Genomic DNA, 22,428 nt, shown 5'->3' with positions numbered 1-22,428 from the left:
CGAACCGACACCCCGCCTCGATCCGTACGGAGTCACCATGGCTTTCGCCACCACCGCCCACCTCAACTTCCGGGGCAACGCCCGTGAGGCGCTGGAGTTCTACCGGTCCGTCTTCGGCGGCCGGCTCACCGCCGTCACCTACGGCGACTTCGGCATGCCCAAGGAACTGCCCGACGCCGACAAGATCGTCTTCGGTCGGATCGACAACGCCGACAATGGTTTCCGCGTCATGGCGTACGACATCCCCGGCCAGGCCGGTGCCGAGGCGGGCCCGGCCGGTACCACCCGGCGCGAGAACGGCATGACGCTGACCCACGAGCCGTTCTTCATGTCCCTCCGCGGCGAGACTGTGGAGGAGGTCGGCGAGCTGTGGAAGAAGCTGTCCGAGGGCGCCACCGTGGTCGAGGACTTCGGGCCCGCGCAGTGGGCACCGGCCTTCGGGATGCTGACCGACCGGTTCGGCGTCACCTGGGTCCTCGACGTGGCCGCCGCGCACGACGCCGGCTGACAGGGAGTTCTCCCAGGCCCAGGGAGTGCGTGCCCCGCACCTGTGCGTGGCACGCACTCGCCGACTCACCCCGCACGGAGCACCTGTGACCACCCGCATCAGCACCCGCGCCCTCAACCGCGCGACCCTGGCCCGCCAGTTCCTGCTCGACCGCACCGACGCCGGCCTTCCCGACGTCGTCGCCCACCTCGGCGGCCTGCAGGCGCAGGAGCCCCAGGAGCCGTTCACCGGACTCTGGTCCCGGGTGCGCGACTTTGTCCCCGACGAGCTGTCGCGCCTGCTCGAACAGCGCACGCTCGTCCGGCTGCACCTCATGCGCCGCACCGTGCACCTGGTCACCGCCGACGACGCGTGGAACTGGCGGCCCCGCCACCACACCCTGCTCCGCCAGCGCACCCTCGGCACGTACCGCCGCGACCTCGCCGACCTCGACCCGGACGTCCTCGCCGCACGGGCCCGGGACCTCATGGCCGACGGCCTGCCCCGCTCCCTCGGCGACATCGGCCGGGACCTCGCCACGTACTGGCCCGACATCAGGCCCCGGGTCCTGGGTGAAGCCGTCGTCGCCGCTCTCGTCCCCACCGTGCAGCTTCCCCCGCGCGGCACCTGGCGCAGCAAGGCCGGAGCGACGTATCTGCCCTTGTCCACCTGGCTCACCCGCACCGACCCGCCCACCCCCGGCGGCGTCGACACGGAACTCGTCCGCCGTTACCTGCGTGCTTTCGGGCCCGCCTCCAGCAGCGACCTGCGCGCCTGGTGCGGCCTGGCCGGCCTGCCGGAGGCCGTCGCCGCCCTCCGCGACGGGGACGAACTGATCAGCTTCCGTGACGACCGGGGCCGCGAACTGCTCGATCTGCCCGACGCCCCGAGACCCGACCCGGACACCCCGGCCCCCGTACGCTTCCTGCCCGCCTTCGACAACGCGGTCCTCGGCTATCACGACCGCACCCGCATCATCGACGACACCCACCGCGGCCTCTCCGTCGCCGGTGAACGCCTCGTACTCGTCGACGGCCGGGTGGCCGCCACCTGGACCAGCGGCAACGGCACCCTCACCGTCACACCACTACGCACCCTCAGCCCCGCCGACCACACCGCGATCAACGACGAGGCCGACCGCCTCGCGTCCTTCCTGCACGGCGTGTCAGGAAGGACGACGTCAAAGTCGCAGGGGGTGTGAACACCGTCGAGTGAGGCGGGCCGGGTACCGGCACGGGAAGGGACGCGGTTCGGTCATGGTGTCCTCATGGCAGAGCATATGAGCGTCGAAAAGACTTGTGTCCAGGACCCGCCGGAGCCGGTGCGGGAACGCTCCGCGTGGGTGCGGTGAGCGCGGCTATGGTCGTGGAGACATCGCGTCGAAGGAGGACTTCCGTCATGGCTGCTCACGTTGCGGATCCCGATCGGTTCGTCCCTCCTATGCCCGAGCGGACGCCGATGGCCCTGCGCAGGGCCATCGCTCTGTACACGCCCCAGCTCCTCCCCGACTTCGACGCGCACTGGAAGCGGGCGATCGGCGACACGTACGACGTCGGTCCCGTGTCCGCGTTCCTGGCCCGCTGGTGGTGTGAGTACGCGATCGCACGTGATCCGGAGCTTGACGCTCACGTGATCGGGCTTCAGCACCGGGCGGCGGAAGCGACGGACATCGCGGAGGCCAGGGTTCTTCTCGAAGAGGTGGCGAAGATCCGTTACGGCACGCGGGACTTGGAGCCCGGCGAGTGACCGACGAGTTCATGGGACCACCCTGGCAGATGGACTGGCGGCTCGATGCCCTCGTCGGCCGTGACGCACTGCCGGACCATGTGCGGAGAATGGTTGACGAGATCCGGGCCGAGCTGGTCACCGCGAAGGATCCGTACTTCCGCGGAGTCGATACCGATGGCGACCTCCCGGAGACCATGTACGTCGAGCCGGTACGGTCCAGCGATCCCAAGGGTCCGCGCATCGTGTACTTCGACAACCAGTATGGCTGGCTGGTCTACACCTTCGTTCGACGCTCCGCGGATCCGCAGATCATGGTCATAGAGGTCTTCTGGCAGGCCTACGAACCCCCTACGGAATCTCCGGCGGAGCCATAGGCGCACCCGGCAGCCGCACCGTCGCCACCGTCCCCCCACCCTCGGCCCGGGCCAGCGTCACCTCGCCCCCCGCCTGCCGCACCGTACGCGCCACGATCGACAGACCCAGCCCCGAGCCCGGCAGGGCCCGCGCGCTCGGGGAGCGCCAGAAGCGGTCGAAGACGTGCGGCAGTTCCTCGGCCGGGATGCCGGGGCCGTGGTCGCGCACCGTCAGGACGCCGTCCACCAGGGACACCTCGATCGTGCCGCCCCCCGGACTGAACTTCACCGCGTTGTCCAGGATGTTGACCACCGCCCGCTCCAGCGTGGACGGCTCCGCGCGGACGTACCAGGGCTGGACGTCCGCCGTGATCGTCAGCTCAGGGCCGCGCAGCCGGGCCCGCCGCAGGGCCGACTCGACGACGTCCTGCCAGGCCACCACCTGCACCTTCCCGGCGTGCTGCCCCTTCTCCGAGCGCGACAGCTCCTGGAGGTCGCCGATGAGCGCGGCCAGCTCCGTCATCTGCGCCTTCACCGAGGCGAGCAGCGCCTTGCGGTCGGCCTCGGGGATCGGGCGGCCGGTCTCCTCGCTGCGGGTGAGGAGCTCGATGTTGGTCCGTAGGGACGTCAGGGGCGTACGGAGCTCGTGGCCCGCGTCCGCGATCAGTTGCTGTTGCAGCTCCCGGGAGCTGGCCAGGGACGATGTCATCGAGTTGAACGAGCGGGACAGCCGGGCGATCTCGTCGTCGCTGTCGTCCTCGACGGGGATACGGATGGCCAGGTCCTCGGTGCGGGCGACGTGCTCGACGGCTTCGGTGAGCTTGTCGACGGGGCGGAGACCCGCACGGGCGACCGCCAGACCGGCGGCTCCGGCGCCGACTACTCCGATGCCGGAGACGAGGAGCAGGATCAGCGCCAGATCGTTCAGCGTGCCCTTGGTGCTGTTCAGGGAGACGGCGACCATGAGGCCGACGTTGGGACCGGGCTCTCCGGTGAGGGTGGTGGTCGGCATCGGCTGGAGCATTACGCGGACCGCGTTGCCGTCCCCGTCGGTGCCGTCGCGGAAGTAGTCCTTGCCGGTGTCACCGTTCGTGATCGTGTCCTTGTCGGCCTGGGTGACCTTGACCTTGCCGACGGAGGTGTCGAGGACGCAGACGGTCCCGTCCTCCTTGACCAGCTGGACGTAGTTGTTCCGATAGGGGCTGTCGGTGTTCTGCGGGGTCTCGAAGCAGTTGTTGAGAGCGGAGTTCAGCGCCTGGTCGGGGGCCCGCATGCCCCTCCGCAGATCGTCGTTGAGCTGCCCGTACAGCTTCTCGTGCACGATGAACCAGCACGTCACCGACACCGCCGCCACCGCGAACGCCACCGCCGCCGCCACCAGCAACGACAACCGTGAGCGAATGGGCAACGAACGCACCCGGCGCAGGAACTGCCTCACTCCGTGCCGCCCTGGCGCAGCACATACCCCACGCCCCGCACCGTGTGCACCAGACGCGGCTCGCCGCCCGCCTCCGTCTTGCGCCGCAGGTACATCACGTACACGTCGAGGGAGTTCGAGGACGGCTCGAAGTCGAAGCCCCAGACCGCCTTCAGGATCTGCTCGCGCGTGAGCACCTGGCGCGGGTGGGCCATGAACATCTCCAGGAGCGTGAACTCCGTACGGGTCAGCTCGACCGGGCGGCTGCCGCGCGTGACCTCGCGGGTCGCCAGGTTCATGGTCAGGTCGCCGAAGGCCAGTACCTCCTCCTGCGGCCCGCCGTCCTGTGCGACCGCGGCCGCCGCGTACGAGCTGCGCCGCAGCAGCGCGCGAACCCGGGCGAACAGCTCGTCCAGCTCGAAGGGCTTGACCAGGTAGTCGTCCGCGCCCGCGTCCAGGCCGGTGACCCGGTCGCCGACCGTGTCGCGGGCCGTCAGCATCAGGATGGGCGTGGTGGCGCCCGCGCCGCGCATCCGGCGCGCGGTGGTCAGCCCGTCCATGCGCGGCATCTGGATGTCGAGGACGACCAGGTCGGGCCGGTACGCGGTGGCCTTCTCCAGCGCGTCCGCGCCGTCCACGGCCACCTCGGTGTCGTAGCCCTCGAAGGCGAGGCTGCGCTGGAGTGCTTCGCGCACCGCCGGCTCGTCGTCGACGATCAGGATGCGCTGGGGGTCACGGTCGCCTTCGGCGGGGCTCATGGTGGTGTCGTTCCTCGGGTGCGATGGGACGAGCGGACATGTCCTTGCGTCTTCAGCCTCGCACGTCCGGCTCAGCTGTCGGAGCCGCCCGCCCGCAGGGTCTCCAGGTCCGCCTTGACGGTGTTGATCGGGATGGCGAAGCCGAGGCCGACGCTGCCCGCGCTGGACGAGGACGTCGCGTCGCTCGCCGAGTACATCGCCGAGTTGATGCCGACGATGTTGCCGTTCATGTCGATCAGGGCGCCGCCGGAGTTGCCCGGGTTGAGCGAGGCGTCGGTCTGGAGCGCCTTGTACGTGGTCGTCGAGGAGCCGGTGTCGCCGTTGAACTGCTGCCCGCCGAACTCGAACGGCCAGCCGCCGCCCTGCTGCTGTTGCTGCTGCCCCTGGCTCTCGTCCGTGGAGACGGTGACGTCCCGGTCCAGGGCGGACACGATGCCGCTGGTGACGGTGCCGGTCAGGCCCTCGGGGGAGCCGATCGCCACCACCTCGTCGCCGACCTGGACGTTCGCCGAGTTGCCGAGGGTGGCCGTCGTGAGGCCGGAGGCGTTGTCCAGCTTGATCAGCGCCAGGTCCTTCGCGCTGTCGGTGCCGACGACCTGGGCGCTGTACTCCTTGCCGTCGCTGGTCGACACCTTGATCTGCGAGGCGCCGGAGATCACGTGGTTATTGGTGATGATCTCGCCGTCGCTGGTGATGATCACGCCGGAACCGGTGGACTCACCGGCGTTCGAGGAGGCGCTGATCTCCACGATGCTCGGGCTGACCGCCTTGGCGACCCCGGCGACGGTGCCCTTCTCGCTGGTCGGGACCACGCTGGTGCTGGTGGAGGAACTGGCGGCGACCGTGTCGTTGCCGGTCAGCTCCTGGATGCCGTACGCGGTGCCGCCCCCGATGGCCGCGGCGACGATCGCCACGGCGGCCAGCAGGGCGACCGGGCCGCGGGCGCGCTTCTTGGGGGCGGGCGCGGGTTCCTGTACCGGAGCGGCCTCCTGCATGACCCGCGCCGCCTCCGGCTCGTACGCCGGCGGGGGCGGCCACTCCGGGTTGACGGGAGTGACGGGAGTGTAGGCGTGCTGTCCGTGACTCTGGGGGTACTCGGGCTCGTACTCGCCGTTGCGGCGGAAGCTGCTCTCGGTCATGTCCATGAGCCTCTCGCCCGTCCATGAGAGCTCCCTGAGCGTCGGCTGAGAAGCCCGGCAGAACCTCGTTCGCCCGATATAAAGACGGACGGCTCAGTCACGTACGAGCTGAGCTACCGGCACCCGCACGACCGCCGCACCACCAGCCGCGACGGGAACAGCTTCACCCGCTCCCGCCGCGATCCCGCGACCCGCAGCCCGTCGTCGAGCACCAGATCCACCGCCGCCCGGGCCATCGCCGTACGGTCCGTCGCGACCGTCGTCAGCGGCGGATCCGTCAGCGCGGCCTCCTTCACGTCGTCGAAGCCGGCGACCGCCAGCTCCTCCGGCACCTCGATCCGCAGCTCGCGCGCGGCGCGCAGCACGCCGATCGCCTGGTCGTCGGTGGAGCAGAAGATCGCGGGCGGGCGGTGCGGCCCGGCCAGCAGCTCCAGGGCGACCTGGTATGCGTCGTAGCGGTTGTACGGCGCCTCGAACAGGCGCCCCTCCGTGGGGATCCGCGCCTCCTGCATCGCGCGCCGCCAGCCCTCGACGTGGTCGGAGACGGGGTCGCCGACCAGCGGGGTCTCCGCGACACCGCCCAGGCAGGCCACGTACGGGTGCCCGTGCTCCAGCAGATGGCGCACCGCGAGCTGGGCGCCGCCGATGTCGTCCGTGACCACCGCGACGTCGTCGATCGCCTCGGGCCGCTCGTGCAGCAGCACCACGCGCGCGTCCCAGGCGTCTATCTCGGCGGCGGCGTTGTCGTTCAGGGCGTGGCTGACGAGGATCAGGCCGGACACCCGCATCCCGAGGAAGGCCCGCAGATAGTGGACCTCGCGCTCGGCGACGTAGTCGGAGTTGCCGACGAGGACCATCTTGCCGCGCTCGGCGGCCGCCTGTTCGACCGCGTGGGCCATCTCCCCGAAGAAGGGCTGGCGGGCGTCCGGCACGATCAGGCCTATGAGCTCGGTCCGCCGCGACGCCATGGCCTGGGCCACCCGGTCGGGCCGGTACCCCAGCTCCTTGATCGCGGCTTGGACGCGCTCGCGCGTGGCCGGGGCGACCGGCCGGGGTCCATTGTTGATGACGTAGCTGACGACGGCGGTGGAGGTCCCCGCCAGCCGTGCCACATCGTCCCGAGTCACCTTGGCCACGCGCGGAGTCTACGCGGATTGAAAGGCACGGGGCAGGGCGTACCGGTTGCTGGTACGGAACCGGTTCCGCTCCATGCGCGGGACCGGTCCCCGACCGCTCCCCGGCGCGAGGGTCAGGCCTCCGCGCCCACCCCGGCGGCGTCCGCGGGCGCCGTCCCGTCGGCGTCCTCGGCCTTCTCCGGCTGCTTCCGGGGCGTCTTGGCCTTGGCCTCCTCGGCGGCGCGCTCCACCTTCTCCGGGGTCACGAACCGGTAGCCGACGTTGCGGACGGTGCCGATCAGCGACTCGTGCTCGGGGCCGAGCTTGGCCCGCAGCCGCCGTACGTGCACGTCGACGGTGCGCGTACCGCCGAAGTAGTCGTAGCCCCAGACCTCCTGCAGCAGCTGCGCGCGGGTGAAGACGCGGCCCGGGTGCTGGGCGAGGTACTTCAGGAGCTCGAACTCCTTGAAGGTCAGGTCGAGCACCCGGCCCTTGAGCTTGGCGCTGTACGTCGCCTCGTCCACCGACAGGTCGCCGTTGCGGATCTCCATCGGCGAGTCGTCGTTGACGATCTGCTGGCGGCCCATGGCGAGCCGCAGCCGGGCCTCGACCTCGGCGGGACCCGCGGTGTCCAGCAGGACGTCGTCGATGCCCCAGTCGGCGGTGACGGCCGCGAGACCGCCCTCCGTGACGACGAGGACGAGCGGACAGCCGGGACCGGTCGAGCGCAGCAGCTGGCACAGGCTGCGGACCTGCGGGAGGTCACGGCGCCCGTCGATGAGGATGACGTCGGCACCGGGGGTGTCGACCAGGGCGGGGCCCTCCGCGGGGGCCACGCGTACGTTGTGCAGGAGCAGGCCGAGGGCGGGGAGCACCTCCGTCGACGGCTGGAGTGCGTTGGTCAGCAGCAGCAGAGAGCTCATCGCGCGCCTCCCTCGTGCTTCCGGCCCCGCTCGAGCATCTGGGTCGTCGTCGGTTCGTGCACGGTTCGCTCGCCCATAACGTTCGGTTCCTCCTCGGTCCCTGCGATGGGGGCACTCCCACGTCCTCAGGGCGGTGGGGGAGTCTGCGGCACTGCTTCGTACGGTGCGGATCCCGCGCCCAGGGCTCCGCGTATGCGATCCGAGGCCCCGTACACCTGCGGTTTCCCGTGTCGTATACAACGCTCCCGAAAGCACAAAAGGACCCGGAGGCAACGCTGCCCGAGTCCTTCGCCCAGCAGAATAGCCCACATGAGCACTGGTCCGGCAGGTCATATGACGCGGTCGCCCGTCGTCACGCACTCCGAAAGGGGCGGGCGCACGCCCCTGAGGAGGCTTCTTCGTACGTTCGACGGTGTGACGATCGATGCCGTATACGAGCCGGGCGGCGTCGTATACGAAGCCGGAACGCCCCTCTCACGTCACCCGGTCTTCGTGGTCGCGCACGGCTTCACGGGTGATCTTCAGCGGCCGCACGTACGGCGCGTGGCGCGGGCCCTCGCCCGGTACGGGGCCGTCGTCACCTTCTCCTTCCGCGGCCACGGGGCGTCGGGCGGCCGCTCGACCGTGGGCGACCGGGAGGTGCTCGACCTGGCGGCCGCGGTCGCGTGGGCGCGGGAGCTCGGGCACGCGCGCGTGGTCACCGTCGGCTTCTCCATGGGCGGGTCGGTGGTGCTGCGGCACGCGGCGCTGCACGCGGACGGGAAGCACGGCGAGGGCCGCGGCACGGAGCACGGGGGGCGCACGGATGCACGCGTGGATGCGTACCGGAACGCGCACACCGACGCGGTGGTGTCGGTCAGTGCGCCGGCCCGCTGGTACTACCGCGGCACCGCGCCCATGCGGCGGCTGCACTGGCTGGTGACCCGGCCGGCGGGCCGCCTGGTCGGCCGCTACGGCTTCCGCACCCGCATCCACCACCGCGACTGGGACCCGGTCCCGTCGTCCCCGGTCGAGTCGGTGCCGCTGATCGCTCCCACCCCGCTCCTCGTCGTGCACGGCGACCGGGACGCGTACTTCCCGCTGGACCACCCGCGCATGCTGGCCGAGGCGTCCGGCGGCCACGCCGAGCTGTGGCTGGAGCGGGGAATGGGCCACGCGGAGAACGCGGCGGACGACGAGCTGCTGGACCGCATCGGACGATGGGCGGCGGCGACCGTCCCGCGGCAGCGTCCGCGGGGACGCTCGCAGGAGCGCGACCTGCGGCTCTGACCGTGCTTTCGGGTGGCTTTCGTACGGCTTTCGTACGGTGTTCGGTGGGCGTTCGGTCCCGCGGCCTCCTGGTGGAGTGCGGGCGGCTAGCCTGACGGTGTTCACAGCGTGCACCAACACTGGTGTGCGTCACGAAGATTGAGGGACGAGATGGCAAAGGGCACGGTGCGGTACTGGGCCGCAGCCAAGGCCGCCGCCGGGACCGCCGAGGAGCCGTACGAGGCGGACACGCTCGCCGAGGCGCTGGCCGCGGCCCGTGAGCGACACCCGGGCGAACTGGTCCGCGTGCTGCGGCGATGCTCGTTCCTCGTCGACGGTGATCCCGTGGGCACCCGTGGACATGAGACGGTACGGCTGGCCGAGGGCGGCACGGTCGAGGTGCTCCCGCCGTTCGCAGGAGGGTGAACCAGACCATGAGCAACCAGCCCTACGGCTCCTCCTACGAGGGGTACGACCCGTACCGGCAGCAGTCGGCTCAGCCCGCTCAGCCCGCCCAGCCCGGGCAGCCCGAGTGGCAGTACGCCGAGGCGCACGACCAGCAGTACACCCAGCAGTGGGCGGGCCAGACCTGGGAGACCCAGATGCAGCCGCCGGTCCCCGCGGCGGACGTGACGGAGACGGCCTACCTGCCCTCCCAGCAGGGATACGGGCAGCCACAGCACCAGGCCTACGGCACGCCGCACGCCGTCCCCCATCAGCCGCAGCACCCGCAGCACCCGCAGCACCCGCAGCAGCCGCATCAGGGCCAGCCTCAGCCCCAGCAGTGGCAGCAGTACGCCGCCCAGCCGCAGGGTCATGTCCAGCCGCAGGCGTACGGCCGGCCGCACACACACGGCCAGCCGCACGCGCAGCCGCGACCGCAGGGACAAGCTCAGGCCCAAGCCCAGGCCCAGGCGCAAGCCCAGGCCCAGGCGCAAGCCCAGGCCCAGTTCGCACCCATCCCCACCCCGGCACCCGCGCCCGAGCCGGAGCCCGCCTCCCAGGAGGAGCAGGGACCCGGCTACGGCCCCCCTACCGTCACCGGCAATTCCCGGATCACCGATGCCCAGCGCGCCCGCGCCGAGGGCCGGTCGCCGATCATCGAGCCCGGGATGCAGCCCGCGCTGCTCACCGCCGTCCTCGGGATCCTGCTCTCCGTGACAGCGGCGATCGGCGAGTTCGCCCTGGTCGTGCCGCTGGTGATCCTCCAGGCGGTGACCGCGGCCGGCTGGTTCCGGCTCAACGGCATGTGGCCCGCCCGGCAGGGCATCGTGCTGGCCTTCGCCGGTGCGCTGACCGCCGACGTGGCCCTGTTCGCGGTCGGCCGGGAGCACGCGCCGGCCGCCATCCTCGGCACCCTCGGCGTCTGGGTCCTGCTGACGCTCGTCCTCCAGCTGCGCAGCCACGCCGACCCCGACGAGCGCATGTACGGCCTGACGGCGACGGTCGCGTCGGCGGCCCTGTCGATCGTCGCGGCCGGACATCTGGCGGCCGACCCGGACGCGGTGACGGCGGGCGCGGCGGCGGTGGCCGTGGTGATCCTGGCCCGTGCGCTGCCGCTGCCCACGGCGGCCTCGGTGGTCGTGGCGCTGCTGGCCGGTGCGGGCGGCGGGATCGCGGTGGGCTCACTGGCCGACCTGGGCACGCACGGTGCCTTCGTCGGCCTGGCCGCGGCCGTCTGCGCGCTGATCGGCCACCGCGTCGCCAGCTACGACTACCCGTCGCGGTTCGTGCACTTCACGGCGGGCGTGGCCCTGCCCCTGACGGCGGCGGCCCCCGCGGTGTACCTGCTGGGCCGCGCACTGGGGTAGGCGCGCCTTCCTCGGCCGTGTGGCTTTTCCGGGCCGTCGCGCTCGATCGTCACAGCTGATCGACAACTGCCCGGAAGGCGCCGTGCCGCCCGTCCCGCCGGACTAGGGTCGCGTGCAGCGGCCACTCAGGCCGCACGCCGGTCGTTCACTCGGGTCGCCGACGACCGGCGGGCGGGGATTCGGGCGGAAGCAAGGACAAGCGGACATGCGCGCACTGCGAATACTGATCGTCGTCGCCGTCATCCTCGGCGGTCTCTTCGTGGTAGCCGACCGGGTCGCGGTCGGCTTCGCGGAGGACCAGGCCGCCGACCGGCTGCGGACGACCGAGGGCCTGGCCGAGGCGCCGGACGTGTCCATCAAGGGCTTCCCCTTCCTGACCCAGGTCGCGAGCGGTGAGCTGGACGACGTCGAGGTCGGCATCCCGGACTACGAGGCGTCCACCGGTTCCGGCGACTCCACCATCCGCATCACCGGTCTGAAGGCCGACATGCGCGGCGTCGAGTTCTCCGGGGACTTCAGCTCGGCCACCGCGCGCTCCGCGACCGGCACCGCCACCATCCCGTACGACGAGCTGCTCAAGGCCGCCAAGTCGGAGCCCACCCAGATCGCCTCCGGGGTGACGGCCCGCGTGGCCGGTCTCTCCGACGGCGGCAACGGCAAGATCAAGATCGAGATCGACGCCACCGTCCTCGGGGTCGACCTGCCCCGCCCGGTCTCCGTGCTCAGCTCGGTCGCCGTCGAGGGCGACACCGTCCGGCTGCGTGCCGACTCCCTGCCCGACCTGGGCGTGAACCTCACCGAGACCGCGATCCGCTCGATCACCGACTTCCAGCAGGCCGTCGACCGGCTTCCCGGTGGCATCGCGCTCGACAAGGTCGAGGGCGCCGCGGACGGCGTGAAGATCACGGTCAAGGGTTCGGACATCAAGCTCGCCGGGTAGGACGCCTCATCGGGCGGGGCCGACTGTCCGGCGTCCGGCTGCCCGGCTGTCCGTCTGTCCGTCAGGCGAGACGCGGCTGTCCGTACCGCAGATGTGCCGACCGGAGCCCGCGACCGAATGCGGGGAGAGTCCCTTTCGGGTGCCCGGCCTTTTCCACATGCCGGATGGTCTTGTCTCAGTATGCGACACGTCGGTGACATGCCCGCCTGTCCGTCCTTACGATCGAGCGCATGAAGCAGCGACAGGCGGATCTCACGAAGCGGCGGGCAGTAGACCTGTGCCGCGTCGCCGCCATGCTCTGTCGCGCCGTCTGAGCGGGAGCGCCGGCTCCCGATTCCCGGGCCCTGGACCCGAGTCATCCCAGTTCAGGGCCGCCCGTGCGCCGCATAGCCGCCGAGGTTCGACCGCGCACTCCCCTCTCTAGTCACGCACAGCCCCGCCGCAACTGCCCCGGAGGAGAAGAGCATGAGCCGCAGCGACGTCCTGGTCGACGCCGATTGGCTGCAGGACCACCTGGACGACGAGAACGTCGTCGTCGTCGAGGTGGACGAGGACACCACCGCGTACGACAAGAACCACATCAAGAACGCGATCAAGCTCGACTGGACGAAGGACCTCCAGGACCCGGTCCGCCGCGACTTCGTCGACCAGGAGGGCTTCGAGAAGCTCCTGTCGGCCAAGGGCATCGCCAACGACAGCCTGGTGATCCTCTACGGCGGCAACAACAACTGGTTCGCCTCCTACGCGTACTGGTACTTCAAGCTCTACGGCCACGAGAGCGTCAAGCTCCTCGACGGCGGCCGCAAGAAGTGGGAGCTGGACGCCCGCGAGCTGGTCGAGGAGGTGCCCGAGCGCGCCGCCACCGAGTACAAGGCCAAGGCGCAGAACACCTCGATCCGTGCCTTCCGCGACGACGTCGTGGCGGCCATCGGCGCCCAGAACCTGGTCGACGTCCGCTCCCCCGACGAGTTCTCGGGCAAGCTGCTCGCCCCGGCCCACCTGCCGCAGGAGCAGTCGCAGCGCGCCGGCCACGTGCCGTCCGCCCGCAACATCCCGTGGTCGAAGAACGCCAACGACGACGGCACCTTCAAGTCCGACGAGGAGCTCAAGGCCCTCTACGAGGACGAGCAGGTCGACCTGTCCAAGGACACCATCGCCTACTGCCGCATCGGTGAGCGCTCCGCGCTGACCTGGTTCGTGCTGCACGAGCTGCTCGGCGTGGAGAACGTCAAGAACTACGACGGCTCCTGGACCGAGTACGGCTCCCTCGTCGGCGTGCCGATCGAGCTCGGCCCCGCCAAGTAAGCAACCATCCCCCCTGCTCGGAACGCTCGGAACCTCTGGAGAAGCACATGTGTGGAGCGAAGGCCGGCGGCCCGGACGCCTCGACGATCAAGCCCGGTGAGACCACCATCCAGGGTCAGGTGACCCGCGACGGCGAGCCGGTGACCGGCTACGTCCGGCTGCTGGACTCGACCGGCGAGTTCACCGCCGAGGTCCCCACCTCGGCGACGGGACAGTTCCGCTTCTACGCGGCCGAGGGCACCTGGACCGTGCGCGCCCTCGTGCCCGGCGCCACCGCGGACCGTACCGTCGTCGCCCAGCAGGGCGGCCTGGCCGAGGTCGCGATCGCCGTCTGACGGCACGCGACGGCACCTGACGGCTCAAGGGCCGCACCCCACGGGGACAACCCGGGGTGGTGCGGCCCTTCGGCGTGCGCGCGGCCCCGTGCGCTCGGTCCCGCGCACACCGGTCCCTCGCACCCTGACAGCGCCCGCCGCCGGGCCTACGCTGGAGCCATGCTCGCCCGCCGGCGTCGCGTGTACTTCGCCATGATGGGCACCTGCGTGGTGCTCTTCGTCCTGGCCTGGAGCGTCGTGCGGCTGTGGTCGGTCCCCGTGGCCGTGGGCATGTGTGTCGTGGCCATGGTCATCCCGCCGCTGGCCGCCATCGTCGCCAACGCCCGCGGCCCCGACGACCGCTGGTGGGACGACCCTCCCCCAAGCTCTCGGCTTCGCTCGAGCAGGGGGGACCCCCATGGCGACCCGAAGTCCGACGAGTGGTGGGACGAACTGGACGGCAAGAAGCGTCCTCGCTAGCTGTTCCTCAGTACGCGAGGTCCCTCAGTACGCGAGGTCCCTCAGTACACGAGCGCCTGCGTCCCGTCCGCCATGGCCTCCTGCACGAACACCTGGGCGCCGGCGATGCGGACGCCCTGGATGACGTCCTCCTCGGTGATGTCGCGGCGGGCCGCGCACTGCGTGCACAGGGTGATGCGGCCGGCGGACATGATCGAGTCGAGCAGATCGGGCAGCGGGGCCGCGTGCGGCAGTTCGAACTCGGCGGCACGGCCCGGAAGGGCGAACCAGGATGACTCGCCGGTCAGCCAGAGCGACACGTCCACACCGCTGGCCACGGCCACGGCCGCGACGGTGAACGCCTGGGAGCAGCGCTCAGGAGCGTCGGCCCCGGCCGTCACCTTGATCACGAGCTTCTTCGCCATGCCGGAATGGTAGTCCGAATCGTGATCAACTCCGAAGGCAACTCCATGTGTAGGCCATGAGTCTCCTGTGCGCGTGCGCGGACACGGAGTCCGTGCCTCTGGTTCCGTGGGGGAAGCCTTGGATGTCTCGCAAGTGCCGGAAGCGGCCGAAGCGCCTGGACCGGCTGTGCCGCCGGCCGGGCCCACGCGGCGCCGGCGCGGCCGTACGGCCCTGATCGTCACCGGTGCCGCTGTGCTCGGGATACTCGCCGGAACCTGTGCCGGGTACCTGATCCAGGCCGACCGCGAGCCCACCGAGCTGCCGCCGCTCTCGCAGCCGGTGCTGACGCAGGCCCGGGGCGAGGGGCCGGAGTCGTTGCCGGCCGCGCAGGACCGCAGGGTGAGGACGGACGGCGACCTGCGCGAGCTGCTGCTGAAGAAGCCGCACGGGGCGCGGGAGGCCGAGTGGGCGGACGATGACGGGTGGCTGGACCTCGCCGAGTACGCGGACTTCTACGATTCGCCGCGGGGCGCCTTCGGCGACCTCGTCCAGGACGAGTTCCGCCGCGCGACCGATACCGGCTGGACGGTCGGCGAGCGCACCGTCGAGATCCGCTTGGCGCAGTACCACCAGGAGGAGTCCCTCGCCGCGCGGGAAGTCGCCGAGTCGGCCTGCTACTGGGCCGAGGAGGAGGACGGCACCGACAGCCGGCCCATACCCGGCACGGGCGACGGCATGGCGTACGTCCACACACGGCCCGAGACCGAGCCCGGCTACAAGCCGGTCTATTCCGCCGAGGCGCACGCCTGGCGCGGTGACATCGCCGTACATGTCTGGGTCTCCGACACGAAGCCCCTCTCCCAGTCGACGATCATGGACCTGGCCAAGCGGCAGATGGAGCGGCTGTGACCGACAACGACACCTCCGTACCTGCGCCCGCGCCCGGGTCCGGGCTCGGTGGGATGCCCCCGACGCCGGCGCAGGCCGCCCCGGAGAAGGCCGCACGCCGGCGCCGTGTCGCCGTGATCGCCGGTTCCCTGCTCCTGGCCGGTGCCGTCGTCGCCGGTACCGGCTACACGGCCGTCACCGTGCGGGACGCCGACCGGTCCGCGGGCGCCCCCCGGTGGGAGTTCCCGAAGACGACGAAGGCGGACGACCCGCACCGCGGCGAGACCGGCGGGCTGGCCGGCGACCTCGTGCCGTACGACGGTGACACCTGGCGTCGCGGCCCGGACCTCGGCGAGTTCGGCTCGGACACCGAGCTCAGCGGTGCCGAGGCCACCGCCCTGCGCAAGGAGTCCCTCCGGGATCTGCCCCGTACCCAGCGGAAGCTGCTGGAGCGGCAGATCGACCGGCAGCGGGTCGAGGGCATGGCGATGCGCAGTTACCTCAGCACGGCGGACGGCTACTTCACCGCCCCGGAGAAGGTCTTCACCGCGAGCGTCGTGCTGGCCCGGATGGACAAGGCGGCCGCCCGGAACATCGCGGCCTTCCAGAGCGAGTTCTTCGACGCCCTCGGTGTTCTCCGCGAGGGCCCGAAGGTCAAGGAGTACGAGGACGCCCGCTGCTTCCTGCCGCCCAAGGACTCCGAGGCGGAGCTCGACTCGGTGTTCTGTTCGGCCTACCGGGGAGACGTCCTGGTCACCGTGAGCGCCGCCGGCGCGAAGCCGCTGGACGCCGAGGAAGTCGCCGCGCTCCTGCGCACCCAGCTGGACCGCATCGGCGAGACGGGAGAGGCGGCATGACCGACCAGCACACCGGGCCCCGGCAGCCCACGGCCCCGCCCGAGCCGCCGACCGCGCCGCCGACCACGCCGCCGACCGCGCCGCCGACTGCGCCCGCACTCCTCGACCCGAGCACACCGGATCCGGCTCCGTCCCCGGCTCCGGCCCCCGCCCCGCCCCCCGCGAAGGACCGCCGCGTCCTGCGCGCCGTCCTCCGCTGGACCGCCGCCGCCCTGGTCTTCGCGGCGGTCGGTACGGCGACGGCGTACGGCATCGCGGACCGGGAACGCACCGACGTCCCGGGCCTCGCCACCGAGCCGGACGGCCGCTGGGCGTACCCGGAGATCACCCTCCCCCCGCTGCCCGCCGGTAGCCCCGCCCCCTTCGCCGACGGCAACGCGGCGGGCGCCCACCACGCCGACCTGCGCGAACTCGTGCTGCCGGCACCCGAGGGCGCCGTGGAGGACAAGGCGCTGCGCGGTACGGACGGCTGGCTGGCGACGAAGGAGCTCCTGGCGGAGTACGCGGAGAAGGAGGACCGCGAGGAGATCGGGCAGCTGCTCACCGATCACGCCCTGCGGCACATCGCCGCCCGCGGCTGGACCACGCAGGACGGCACCCGCACGCGGATCTACCTGCTGCAGTTCGGGACGGGCGCGGTGGCCGACGTGGTGTTCGACGGGCTCACCGGCCCCAGAGCACCCGACCACGGGCTGCGCGGTGCCCCCGAGGTGGTGCTCGACGAGGGATTCTCCCCCGACGCCGTGGTCCAGGACGTGACCCGGACCGCGTACGACGAGGCGAAGCCGTACGGCGGTGAGCACGTCCGGCAGGCGTATCTGTCGGCCGGCGACACGATCGCGGTCGTCGTCCAGTCCCGGAAGGGGGACGCGAAGGCCGTCCCGTTCCAGCAGACGGTGGTGCTCCAGAGCCAGCTGCTGGGCTGAGTCCCACCTCACGAGGAAAGCCGGGCCCCTGCCGCGTAAGCTGGGGCCCGGCCTTGTACACGTACAGCTACACCCCGCTCAACCGAGGAGCACCCCGTGGAGATCTTCTTCTCAGCCCTGCTGGTCCTGGTCTGCGTCGGCGTTCTCGCCTTCACCGGGCTGGCCGTGAAGAAGCTGTACCAGGGCCAGCGCTGACCCCCGCCCGACACCGTACGAGACTGCTGAGCCGCTCATGATCGAGATCCCGTCCGACCTGCACAAGGACCTGGTTCCGCTCGCCTTCCTGCTCGGGAACTGGGCCGGCGCGGGCGTGCACGACTTCCCCGGCGCCGAGAAGTGCAACTTCGGCCAGGAGGTCAGCTTCACCCACGACGGCCGGGACTTCCTGGAGTACCACTCCCACACCTGGGTGCTGGACAACGACGGCAACAAGGTCCGTCCGCTGGAGTCCGAGTCCGGTTTCTGGCGCATCGACGCCGACCGCAAGGTCGAGGTCACGATGGTCCGCGACGACGGCGTCGTCGAGGTCTGGTACGGCGAGATGGCCGACAAGAAGCCGCAGATCGACCTGGTCACGGACGCGGTGGCCCGGACGGCCGCCTCGGGCCCGTACAGCGGCGGCAAGCGCCTCTACGGGTATGTGAAGAGCGACCTCATGTGGGTCGGCGAGAAGCAGACCCCCGAGGTCGAGCTGCGCCCCTACATGTCGGCCCACCTGAAGAAGGTCGTCACGCCCGAGGACGTCGAGCGCTGGGCGAAGGCCCTGCCGGACGACATGCCGGACGACGGGATCGCCTTCTTCAAGTAGGCCGAGCAGGCCCGGCAGCCGGACCCGAAGGTCTTTCCGCCGACTTCCTCTGCCGGTCCCCACGCAACTGGTCCTAGACTTTCTGTGTGGTGAGCACCGACTGGAAGAGTGATCTGCGGCAGCGCGGCTACCGGCTGACCCCGCAGCGGCAACTCGTGCTCGAAGCCGTGGAGACCCTGGAGCACGCGACCCCCGACGACATCCTCGGCGAAGTGAGGAAGACGGCGTCGGGGGTCAACATTTCCACCGTGTACCGCACGCTGGAACTGCTGGAGGAACTCGGGCTCGTCTCGCACGCCCACCTCGGGCACGGGGCGCCCACCTACCATCTCGCCGCCCGGCACCAGCATCTCCATCTCGTCTGCCGCGACTGCACGAACGTGATCGAGGCGGACGTCGAGGTGGCGGCCGAGTTCACGGCCAAGCTCCGCGAGACCTTCGGCTTCGACACGGACATGAAGCACTTCGCGATCTTCGGCCGATGCGAGAGTTGCTCGCTCAAGGCTTCAACTACCAAGTCGTAGGCTTGGCCCCATGAAGAGCCCTCTGCTGTCCCTGCCCGGCGCCGTCCCCGCCGAGGGCGTGGACGAAGGCGTCGCCGCCCACTACGGCGATCTGTTCCGCGAGCAGCGCTCCCTCGCCGACGGCACCGGATTCGTGGACCTCTCCCACCGGGGGGTCGTGACCGTCACCGGCGAGGACCGGCTCAGCTGGCTGCATCTGCTGCTCACCCAGCACGTCAGCGACCTGCCGGCACACCAGGCCACCGAGGCGCTCGTGCTGTCCGCCAACGGCCACATCGAGCACGCGCTGTACCTCGTCGACGACGGGGAGACGGTCTGGGCCCATGTGGAGCCCGGCACACAGGACGCGCTGATCGCGTACCTGGAGTCGATGAAGTTCTTCTACCGGGTCGACGTGGCGGACCGTACGGACGATGTCGCGGTCGTGCACCTGCCGGCCGGGTCCATCGCCGAGGTCCCGGAGGGCGTCGTCGTCCGCGAGACGCCGTACGGCCGTGATCTGTTCCTGCCGCGCGCGGACCTCGAGTCGTACGCGGCGAAGGCCGGCCCGGCCGCCGGGCTGCTCGCCTACGAGGCCCTGCGCGTCGAGCACCACCGGCCCCGCCTCGGCTTCGAGACCGACCACCGGACCATCCCCCACGAGCTGGGCTGGATCGGCACCGCGGTGCACCTCCAGAAGGGCTGCTACCGCGGCCAGGAGACCGTGGCCCGCGTGCAGAATTTGGGCAAGCCCCCGCGCCGCCTGGTCTTCCTGCACCTGGACGGCAGCGAGGTCCACCTGCCCGCGGCCGGCACCGAGATCCGCGTCGCGGAGGACGGGGGAGAGGGCCGGAAGATCGGCTTCATCACCACCTCCGTACGCCACCACGAGCTCGGCCCGGTCGCGCTGGCGCTGGTCAAGCGGAATGTTCCGCTGGACGCGCGGCTGCTGGCGGGGGACACGGCGGCGGCGCAGGAGGTCGTCGTCGAGCCGTAGGGGCTGCGGCCGGGGTGGTCAGACCTCGATCAGCACCGTGAACGGGCCGTCGTTCGTCAGCGAGACACGCATGTGCGCGCCGAACCGGCCCGTCGCCACTGTCGCGCCCAGGGCGCGGAGCCGAGCGACCACCTCGTCCACGAGCGGCTCGGCGACATCGCCGGGCGCTGCGGCGTTCCAGGTGGGGCGGCGGCCCTTGCGGGCGTCGCCGTAGAGCGTGAACTGGCTGATGACCAGCAGGGGCGCGTCGATGTCGCTGCACGACTTCTCGTCGTGGAGCATGCGCACCGACCAGAGCTTGCGCGCCAGCCGGTCCGCCTTCTCCTTGGTGTCCTCGTGGGTCACGCCGACGAGGACGCACAGCCCCTCGCCCTGGATCTCCCCGACCGTCTCGCCGTCGACGACGACGCTCGCGCCGTCCACCCTCTGCACCACCGCTCGCATGGGGACCATGATGCCGTGCGACGCGGCTTCATCCGTTCGGGGGGAAGGGCGGGAGCGGGCGGAAGCGGGGCCGGCGGCCGGTGCGGCGACCGGCGCGCACCCAGCGTAATCGTTTCGCCGTGCGTGTTTCCGGTGCACAGAGAGGATGGTCGTTCTTAATGATCCTTAACCGGCCATCTGGGCCGATCAAGGGCACTCGGTCACATAGCGTGCACTTCTGGTGGCACCATGCGGGGTGTTGCGGTGCGTGCGTGGGGCGGACCGCGCCGGTCGAGGGGACGGTGGACGACGGTATGAGCACATCGAGTGCGGGTGCGAGCGCGCGTACGGACGCGGGTGCGGGTACGGACGGAAGCGGAGGCGCGGGAGTGAGCACCGGGGTGTGGGCCGCGGAGTGGGCTGCGGAGTGGGCCGCCGCGGGGGCGCCTCGTCCGCCCGCGCAGCGCACGGACAGTACGCCCCCGCGCTCGGCACCCGCCGCAGCGCCGCCCGACTCCGGCCCCCCGCGCCCCGGCCTGGCGGTGCTCCGGCTGTCCGAGCTGCGGGTGATGCGGCGGGACGCCCAGCGGGACGAGGCCGATCTCAGCTATGTGCGGCGGCTGCTCCAGGGGCGGATCGACATCCTGCGCGCGGAACAGGCCCGGCGCGGGGGCACGGCGGCGCCCCTGGGCCTGGTCGACCGGCTCCCGGAGATCCTCAAGGACGCGCCCGCCCGCCAGCGGTCCTCCGTCCGCCATGTGACGGTCGGCACACCGCGTCGCGAGGAGTACCGGGCCCTGGCCGCCGAGATGCTCGGCGAGGTGGAGCTCTCCGACCTCAAGGCCCGTACGGACGAGGAACTGGCCGCGGGCCTGGTCCGGCTCGCCCGCTACGAGCGGCAGATCTCCCGCCGGCGGCAGCACCTCCAGCGCACGGCCGACGATTGCAGTGCGGAGATCGCCCGCAGGTACCGTGAAGGGGAAGCACAAGTAGACGACCTGCTCATGTGACACGGGCGCTCCGCGAGGAGCGTGGCCGGCCGGGGCGACGGAGGCCGCCCCGGGCCTGGTGCCCGGGCACGGGTGCCGGGCACCGGGTGCGCCGGCCGCGGAAGCCTGGCGGTTCCGGTGGTGCCGGGTACGGCAGCCTGGTGACTCCAGTGGTGCCGGGTACGGAAGCCTCGCGGCTCTGGTGGTGCCGGGTACGGCAGCCTGGCGGTTCCGGTGGTGCCGGGGCCCGGAATCGCGGTCACCGTCACCGGGTGCCGGACGGGAGAACCCCGGCCGGGGCCCGGGAGCAGGTCCCCGTTCCGGAAGGCCAGCCGTCGATGACCGTCGCACCTGACACACCCCCTGTCATATCCCCCGCACCTCCCGTGCTCGCCGAAGTCGTACGTTCCGGATTCGTCGAGGGACGTCATCGGGGAAGCCTGGTGCTGCTGGGCGCCGACGGGTCGGTGGAGCTCGCGCTCGGGGACGTGGCGGCGCCCGTCTTCCCCCGGTCCGCCAACAAGCCGATGCAGGCGGCGGGGATCCTGCGGGCCGGACTCGATCTCGCCGGGGAGCGCCTCGCGCTGGCCGCCGCGAGCCACTCCGGGGAGCCGTTCCACCGGGACCTCGTGCAGAAGATGCTCGCCGAGCAGGGGCTCACCCCGGCACAGCTGCAGTGCCCGCCGGACCTGCCGCTGGACGCGCAGGAGGCGGAGACGTACCTGGCCTCGGGCGCGGTGCGCGACCGGGTCACCATGAACTGCTCCGGCAAGCACGCGGCGATGCTCGCGGCCTGTGTGCTGAGGGACTGGCCGACCGAGTCCTACCTGGACCCGGACCACCCCCTCCAGCGGCTGATCCACACGGTGGTCGAGGAGGCGGCGGGCGAACCGGTCGCGGCGGTGGGTACGGACGGGTGCGGTGCGCCTCTGATGGCGATCAGCCTGGCCGGGCTCGCCCGCGCCTTCCGTTCCTTCGTCCTCGCGGCCCCCGGCTCCGCCGAACGACGGGTCGCGGACGCCATGCGGGCCCACCCCGAGTACGTCGCCGGTACCCGTCGGCACGACACCTGGCTGATGAGCGAGGTGCCGGGCGCGTTGTCCAAGATGGGCGCGGAAGCCGTCCAGGCGGTCGCGCTGCCGGACGGCCGGGCACTGGCGCTCAAGGTCGACGACGGCGGGCTGCGGGCCCTGGGCCCGATCCTCGGCCGTGCCCTCGCGCTGCTGGGCGTGGAGGGCCCGGTGGTCTCCCGCATCGCGAGCGCGCCGCTGCTGGGCGGGGGCCGCGAGGTCGGGGAGATCAGGGCGACGTTCTGAGGGCGTGGCCGGGCGCGTAGCTGGGCGTGTGGCCGAGCGCGTGGCCGAGCGCGTGGTCGGGTGCGGGCCGCGGGAACAGCGCTGGGGCGCCGCCCCCATGGGCGACGCCCTGATGCGTAGAGCCGCGCTCCTTCCGTGCGAGTCGATGTGGCCGCAGTGATGCGGTGGTGCGTTTGTGCAGGCTCCCCGTATGCAGTTGTACGGCTCCGTATTCGGTTGTGGTGTGTGAAGTTGTCACCGTATGCGGTTGTGACTGTGCGGTGGGGCCGGTCGGGCTCCCGACCCCCCTTGCGTGGGGAGTCCGACCGGCCGGCCCGGC

General features: G+C 71.4%; 27 protein-coding genes. 20 read left to right on the top strand and 7 right to left on the bottom strand.

Translation table 11 applies throughout. The features are described 5' to 3' along the window. The first annotated feature begins 37 nt into the window (after window positions 1-37). The 4 genes from IE242_RS06770 to IE242_RS06755 all read left to right on the top strand — a co-directional run bounded on the left by IE242_RS06770 (window position 38) and on the right by IE242_RS06755 (window position 2,589). Window positions 38-508: a VOC family protein gene (locus IE242_RS06770; protein ID WP_189856168.1), complete on the top strand. Its 471-nt coding sequence runs from the start codon at window positions 38-40 to the stop codon at window positions 506-508. Window positions 509-593: 85 nt separating this feature from the next. Then, complete coding sequence (locus IE242_RS06765) at window positions 594-1,688, top strand: winged helix DNA-binding domain-containing protein (protein WP_189856167.1); 1,095 nt, start codon at window positions 594-596, stop codon at window positions 1,686-1,688. Window positions 1,689-1,885: 197 nt separating this feature from the next. Beyond that, a complete protein-coding gene (locus IE242_RS06760) occupies window positions 1,886-2,233 on the top strand; it encodes a DUF6247 family protein (protein ID WP_189856165.1) in 348 nt (115 codons plus the stop codon). Then, window positions 2,230-2,589, top strand: coding sequence for a hypothetical protein (locus IE242_RS06755; RefSeq protein WP_189856163.1), 360 nt, complete (start codon window positions 2,230-2,232; stop codon window positions 2,587-2,589). Before IE242_RS06760 ends, IE242_RS06755 begins: the two co-directional genes overlap by 4 nt. Here the strand turns inward: IE242_RS06755 and IE242_RS06750 are convergent. From IE242_RS06750 to IE242_RS06730, 5 genes are all read right to left on the bottom strand, one after another. Continuing rightward, window positions 2,564-4,006 (bottom strand): sensor histidine kinase, encoded by a 1,443-nt coding sequence (locus IE242_RS06750; RefSeq protein WP_189856160.1) that lies wholly within the window; start codon window positions 4,004-4,006, stop codon window positions 2,564-2,566. The genes IE242_RS06755 and IE242_RS06750 overlap by 26 nt on opposite strands. Further along, window positions 4,003-4,743, bottom strand: a complete 741-nt coding sequence (locus IE242_RS06745) for a response regulator transcription factor (protein WP_189856158.1) — start codon at window positions 4,741-4,743, stop codon at window positions 4,003-4,005. Before IE242_RS06745 ends, IE242_RS06750 begins: the two co-directional genes overlap by 4 nt. 71 nt (window positions 4,744-4,814) lie before the next feature. Beyond that, the gene (locus IE242_RS06740; protein WP_189856157.1) at window positions 4,815-5,882 is read right to left on the bottom strand and encodes a S1C family serine protease; all 1,068 of its coding nucleotides are present in this window, start codon (window positions 5,880-5,882) and stop codon (window positions 4,815-4,817) included. 113 nt (window positions 5,883-5,995) lie between these two features. Further along, complete coding sequence (locus IE242_RS06735; protein WP_189856155.1) at window positions 5,996-7,018, bottom strand: LacI family DNA-binding transcriptional regulator; 1,023 nt, start codon at window positions 7,016-7,018, stop codon at window positions 5,996-5,998. Window positions 7,019-7,131: 113 nt separating this feature from the next. Further along, window positions 7,132-7,920, bottom strand: a complete 789-nt coding sequence (locus IE242_RS06730) for a winged helix-turn-helix transcriptional regulator (protein ID WP_189856153.1) — start codon at window positions 7,918-7,920, stop codon at window positions 7,132-7,134. Window positions 7,921-8,229: 309 nt separating this feature from the next. Here IE242_RS06730 and IE242_RS06725 point away from each other — a divergent pair, with 309 nt between their 5' ends. The 8 genes from IE242_RS06725 to IE242_RS06695 all read left to right on the top strand — a co-directional run bounded on the left by IE242_RS06725 (window position 8,230) and on the right by IE242_RS06695 (window position 14,018). Continuing rightward, complete coding sequence (locus IE242_RS06725) at window positions 8,230-9,189, top strand: alpha/beta hydrolase (RefSeq protein ID WP_189856151.1); 960 nt, start codon at window positions 8,230-8,232, stop codon at window positions 9,187-9,189. A 150-nt stretch (window positions 9,190-9,339) separates the two neighbouring features. Then, window positions 9,340-9,594 (top strand): MoaD/ThiS family protein, encoded by a 255-nt coding sequence (locus IE242_RS06720; RefSeq protein WP_189856149.1) that lies wholly within the window; start codon window positions 9,340-9,342, stop codon window positions 9,592-9,594. A gap of 8 nt (window positions 9,595-9,602) precedes the next feature. Further along, window positions 9,603-10,979 (top strand): hypothetical protein, encoded by a 1,377-nt coding sequence (locus IE242_RS06715; protein WP_189856146.1) that lies wholly within the window; start codon window positions 9,603-9,605, stop codon window positions 10,977-10,979. 205 nt (window positions 10,980-11,184) lie between these two features. Continuing rightward, window positions 11,185-11,919, top strand: a complete 735-nt coding sequence (locus IE242_RS06710; protein WP_189856145.1) for an LmeA family phospholipid-binding protein — start codon at window positions 11,185-11,187, stop codon at window positions 11,917-11,919. A gap of 230 nt (window positions 11,920-12,149) precedes the next feature. Further along, window positions 12,150-12,233 (top strand): putative leader peptide, encoded by an 84-nt coding sequence (locus tag IE242_RS39055; RefSeq protein ID WP_350807544.1) that lies wholly within the window; start codon window positions 12,150-12,152, stop codon window positions 12,231-12,233. A 151-nt stretch (window positions 12,234-12,384) separates the two neighbouring features. Then, window positions 12,385-13,224 carry a sulfurtransferase gene (locus IE242_RS06705; protein WP_189856143.1) on the top strand — a complete coding sequence of 280 codons (840 nt, stop codon included), beginning with the start codon at window positions 12,385-12,387 and terminating at the stop codon, window positions 13,222-13,224. A gap of 47 nt (window positions 13,225-13,271) precedes the next feature. Further along, window positions 13,272-13,559 (top strand): DUF1416 domain-containing protein, encoded by a 288-nt coding sequence (locus IE242_RS06700; RefSeq protein ID WP_010351646.1) that lies wholly within the window; start codon window positions 13,272-13,274, stop codon window positions 13,557-13,559. A 159-nt stretch (window positions 13,560-13,718) separates the two neighbouring features. Continuing rightward, a complete protein-coding gene (locus tag IE242_RS06695; RefSeq protein WP_189856141.1) occupies window positions 13,719-14,018 on the top strand; it encodes a DUF3099 domain-containing protein in 300 nt (99 codons plus the stop codon). 41 nt (window positions 14,019-14,059) lie between these two features. Here the strand turns inward: IE242_RS06695 and IE242_RS06690 are convergent, their stop codons facing one another. After that, window positions 14,060-14,422 (bottom strand): DsrE family protein, encoded by a 363-nt coding sequence (locus IE242_RS06690; RefSeq protein WP_189856139.1) that lies wholly within the window; start codon window positions 14,420-14,422, stop codon window positions 14,060-14,062. Between the two features lie 166 nt (window positions 14,423-14,588). On the opposite strand from IE242_RS06690, the gene IE242_RS06685 reads away from it, so the two are divergent. The 6 genes from IE242_RS06685 (at window position 14,589) to ygfZ (ending at window position 19,381) form a co-directional block, all read left to right on the top strand. Beyond that, the gene (locus tag IE242_RS06685; protein ID WP_308436751.1) at window positions 14,589-15,311 is read left to right on the top strand and encodes a hypothetical protein; all 723 of its coding nucleotides are present in this window, start codon (window positions 14,589-14,591) and stop codon (window positions 15,309-15,311) included. After that, entirely contained in the window at window positions 15,308-16,147 is an 840-nt protein-coding gene (locus tag IE242_RS06680) for a hypothetical protein (protein ID WP_229858272.1), read from the top strand. The genes IE242_RS06685 and IE242_RS06680 overlap by 4 nt, the downstream gene beginning before the upstream one ends. Further along, on the top strand, window positions 16,144-17,073 hold the full coding sequence (locus tag IE242_RS06675) for a hypothetical protein (protein WP_189856137.1): 930 nt from the start codon (window positions 16,144-16,146) through the stop codon (window positions 17,071-17,073). Before IE242_RS06680 ends, IE242_RS06675 begins: the two co-directional genes overlap by 4 nt. Before the next feature lie 232 nt (window positions 17,074-17,305). Next, window positions 17,306-17,881 carry a heme-binding beta-barrel domain-containing protein gene (locus IE242_RS06670; protein ID WP_189856134.1) on the top strand — a complete coding sequence of 192 codons (576 nt, stop codon included), beginning with the start codon at window positions 17,306-17,308 and terminating at the stop codon, window positions 17,879-17,881. An 86-nt stretch (window positions 17,882-17,967) separates the two neighbouring features. Next, on the top strand, window positions 17,968-18,405 hold the full coding sequence (locus IE242_RS06665; protein ID WP_189856132.1) for a Fur family transcriptional regulator: 438 nt from the start codon (window positions 17,968-17,970) through the stop codon (window positions 18,403-18,405). A gap of 10 nt (window positions 18,406-18,415) precedes the next feature. Further along, a complete protein-coding gene (gene ygfZ / locus IE242_RS06660) occupies window positions 18,416-19,381 on the top strand; it encodes a CAF17-like 4Fe-4S cluster assembly/insertion protein YgfZ (RefSeq protein WP_189856130.1) in 966 nt (321 codons plus the stop codon). Window positions 19,382-19,399: 18 nt separating this feature from the next. Here the strand turns inward: ygfZ and dtd are convergent, their stop codons facing one another. After that, complete coding sequence (gene dtd, locus IE242_RS06655; protein ID WP_189856128.1) at window positions 19,400-19,825, bottom strand: D-aminoacyl-tRNA deacylase; 426 nt, start codon at window positions 19,823-19,825, stop codon at window positions 19,400-19,402. A gap of 293 nt (window positions 19,826-20,118) precedes the next feature. On the opposite strand from dtd, the gene IE242_RS06650 reads away from it, so the two are divergent. After that, the gene (locus IE242_RS06650) at window positions 20,119-20,814 is read left to right on the top strand and encodes an RsiG family protein (protein ID WP_229858269.1); all 696 of its coding nucleotides are present in this window, start codon (window positions 20,119-20,121) and stop codon (window positions 20,812-20,814) included. Between the two features lie 317 nt (window positions 20,815-21,131). Beyond that, window positions 21,132-22,109, top strand: coding sequence for an asparaginase (locus tag IE242_RS06645; protein ID WP_189856126.1), 978 nt, complete (start codon window positions 21,132-21,134; stop codon window positions 22,107-22,109). Window positions 22,110-22,428: the final 319 nt, after the last annotated feature.

It is taken from the genome of Streptomyces poonensis (assembly GCF_014650915.1).
Lineage (GTDB): Bacteria > Actinomycetota > Actinomycetes > Streptomycetales > Streptomycetaceae > Streptomyces > Streptomyces poonensis.
This window is presented reverse-complemented; position numbering and strand designations above follow the sequence as displayed.

Coding starts and splice junctions, on each gene's coding strand:
- IE242_RS06730 (WP_189856153.1), bottom strand. CDS start 7,920: ATGAGCTCTCTGCTGCTGCTGACCAACGCACTCCAGCCGTCGACGGAG.
- IE242_RS06740 (WP_189856157.1), bottom strand. CDS start 5,882: ATGACCGAGAGCAGCTTCCGCCGCAACGGCGAGTACGAGCCCGAGTAC.
- IE242_RS06710 (WP_189856145.1), top strand. CDS start 11,185: ATGCGCGCACTGCGAATACTGATCGTCGTCGCCGTCATCCTCGGCGGT.
- IE242_RS06720 (WP_189856149.1), top strand. CDS start 9,340: ATGGCAAAGGGCACGGTGCGGTACTGGGCCGCAGCCAAGGCCGCCGCC.
- IE242_RS06690 (WP_189856139.1), bottom strand. CDS start 14,422: ATGGCGAAGAAGCTCGTGATCAAGGTGACGGCCGGGGCCGACGCTCCT.
- IE242_RS06705 (WP_189856143.1), top strand. CDS start 12,385: ATGAGCCGCAGCGACGTCCTGGTCGACGCCGATTGGCTGCAGGACCAC.
- IE242_RS06715 (WP_189856146.1), top strand. CDS start 9,603: ATGAGCAACCAGCCCTACGGCTCCTCCTACGAGGGGTACGACCCGTAC.
- IE242_RS06700 (WP_010351646.1), top strand. CDS start 13,272: ATGTGTGGAGCGAAGGCCGGCGGCCCGGACGCCTCGACGATCAAGCCC.
- IE242_RS06770 (WP_189856168.1), top strand. CDS start 38: ATGGCTTTCGCCACCACCGCCCACCTCAACTTCCGGGGCAACGCCCGT.
- IE242_RS06675 (WP_189856137.1), top strand. CDS start 16,144: ATGACCGACCAGCACACCGGGCCCCGGCAGCCCACGGCCCCGCCCGAG.
- IE242_RS06725 (WP_189856151.1), top strand. CDS start 8,230: ATGAGCACTGGTCCGGCAGGTCATATGACGCGGTCGCCCGTCGTCACG.
- IE242_RS06745 (WP_189856158.1), bottom strand. CDS start 4,743: ATGAGCCCCGCCGAAGGCGACCGTGACCCCCAGCGCATCCTGATCGTC.
- ygfZ (WP_189856130.1), top strand. CDS start 18,416: ATGAAGAGCCCTCTGCTGTCCCTGCCCGGCGCCGTCCCCGCCGAGGGC.
- IE242_RS06760 (WP_189856165.1), top strand. CDS start 1,886: ATGGCTGCTCACGTTGCGGATCCCGATCGGTTCGTCCCTCCTATGCCC.
- IE242_RS39055 (WP_350807544.1), top strand. CDS start 12,150: ATGAAGCAGCGACAGGCGGATCTCACGAAGCGGCGGGCAGTAGACCTG.
- IE242_RS06670 (WP_189856134.1), top strand. CDS start 17,306: ATGATCGAGATCCCGTCCGACCTGCACAAGGACCTGGTTCCGCTCGCC.
- IE242_RS06695 (WP_189856141.1), top strand. CDS start 13,719: ATGCTCGCCCGCCGGCGTCGCGTGTACTTCGCCATGATGGGCACCTGC.
- IE242_RS06645 (WP_189856126.1), top strand. CDS start 21,132: ATGACCGTCGCACCTGACACACCCCCTGTCATATCCCCCGCACCTCCC.
- IE242_RS06650 (WP_229858269.1), top strand. CDS start 20,119: ATGAGCACATCGAGTGCGGGTGCGAGCGCGCGTACGGACGCGGGTGCG.
- dtd (WP_189856128.1), bottom strand. CDS start 19,825: ATGCGAGCGGTGGTGCAGAGGGTGGACGGCGCGAGCGTCGTCGTCGAC.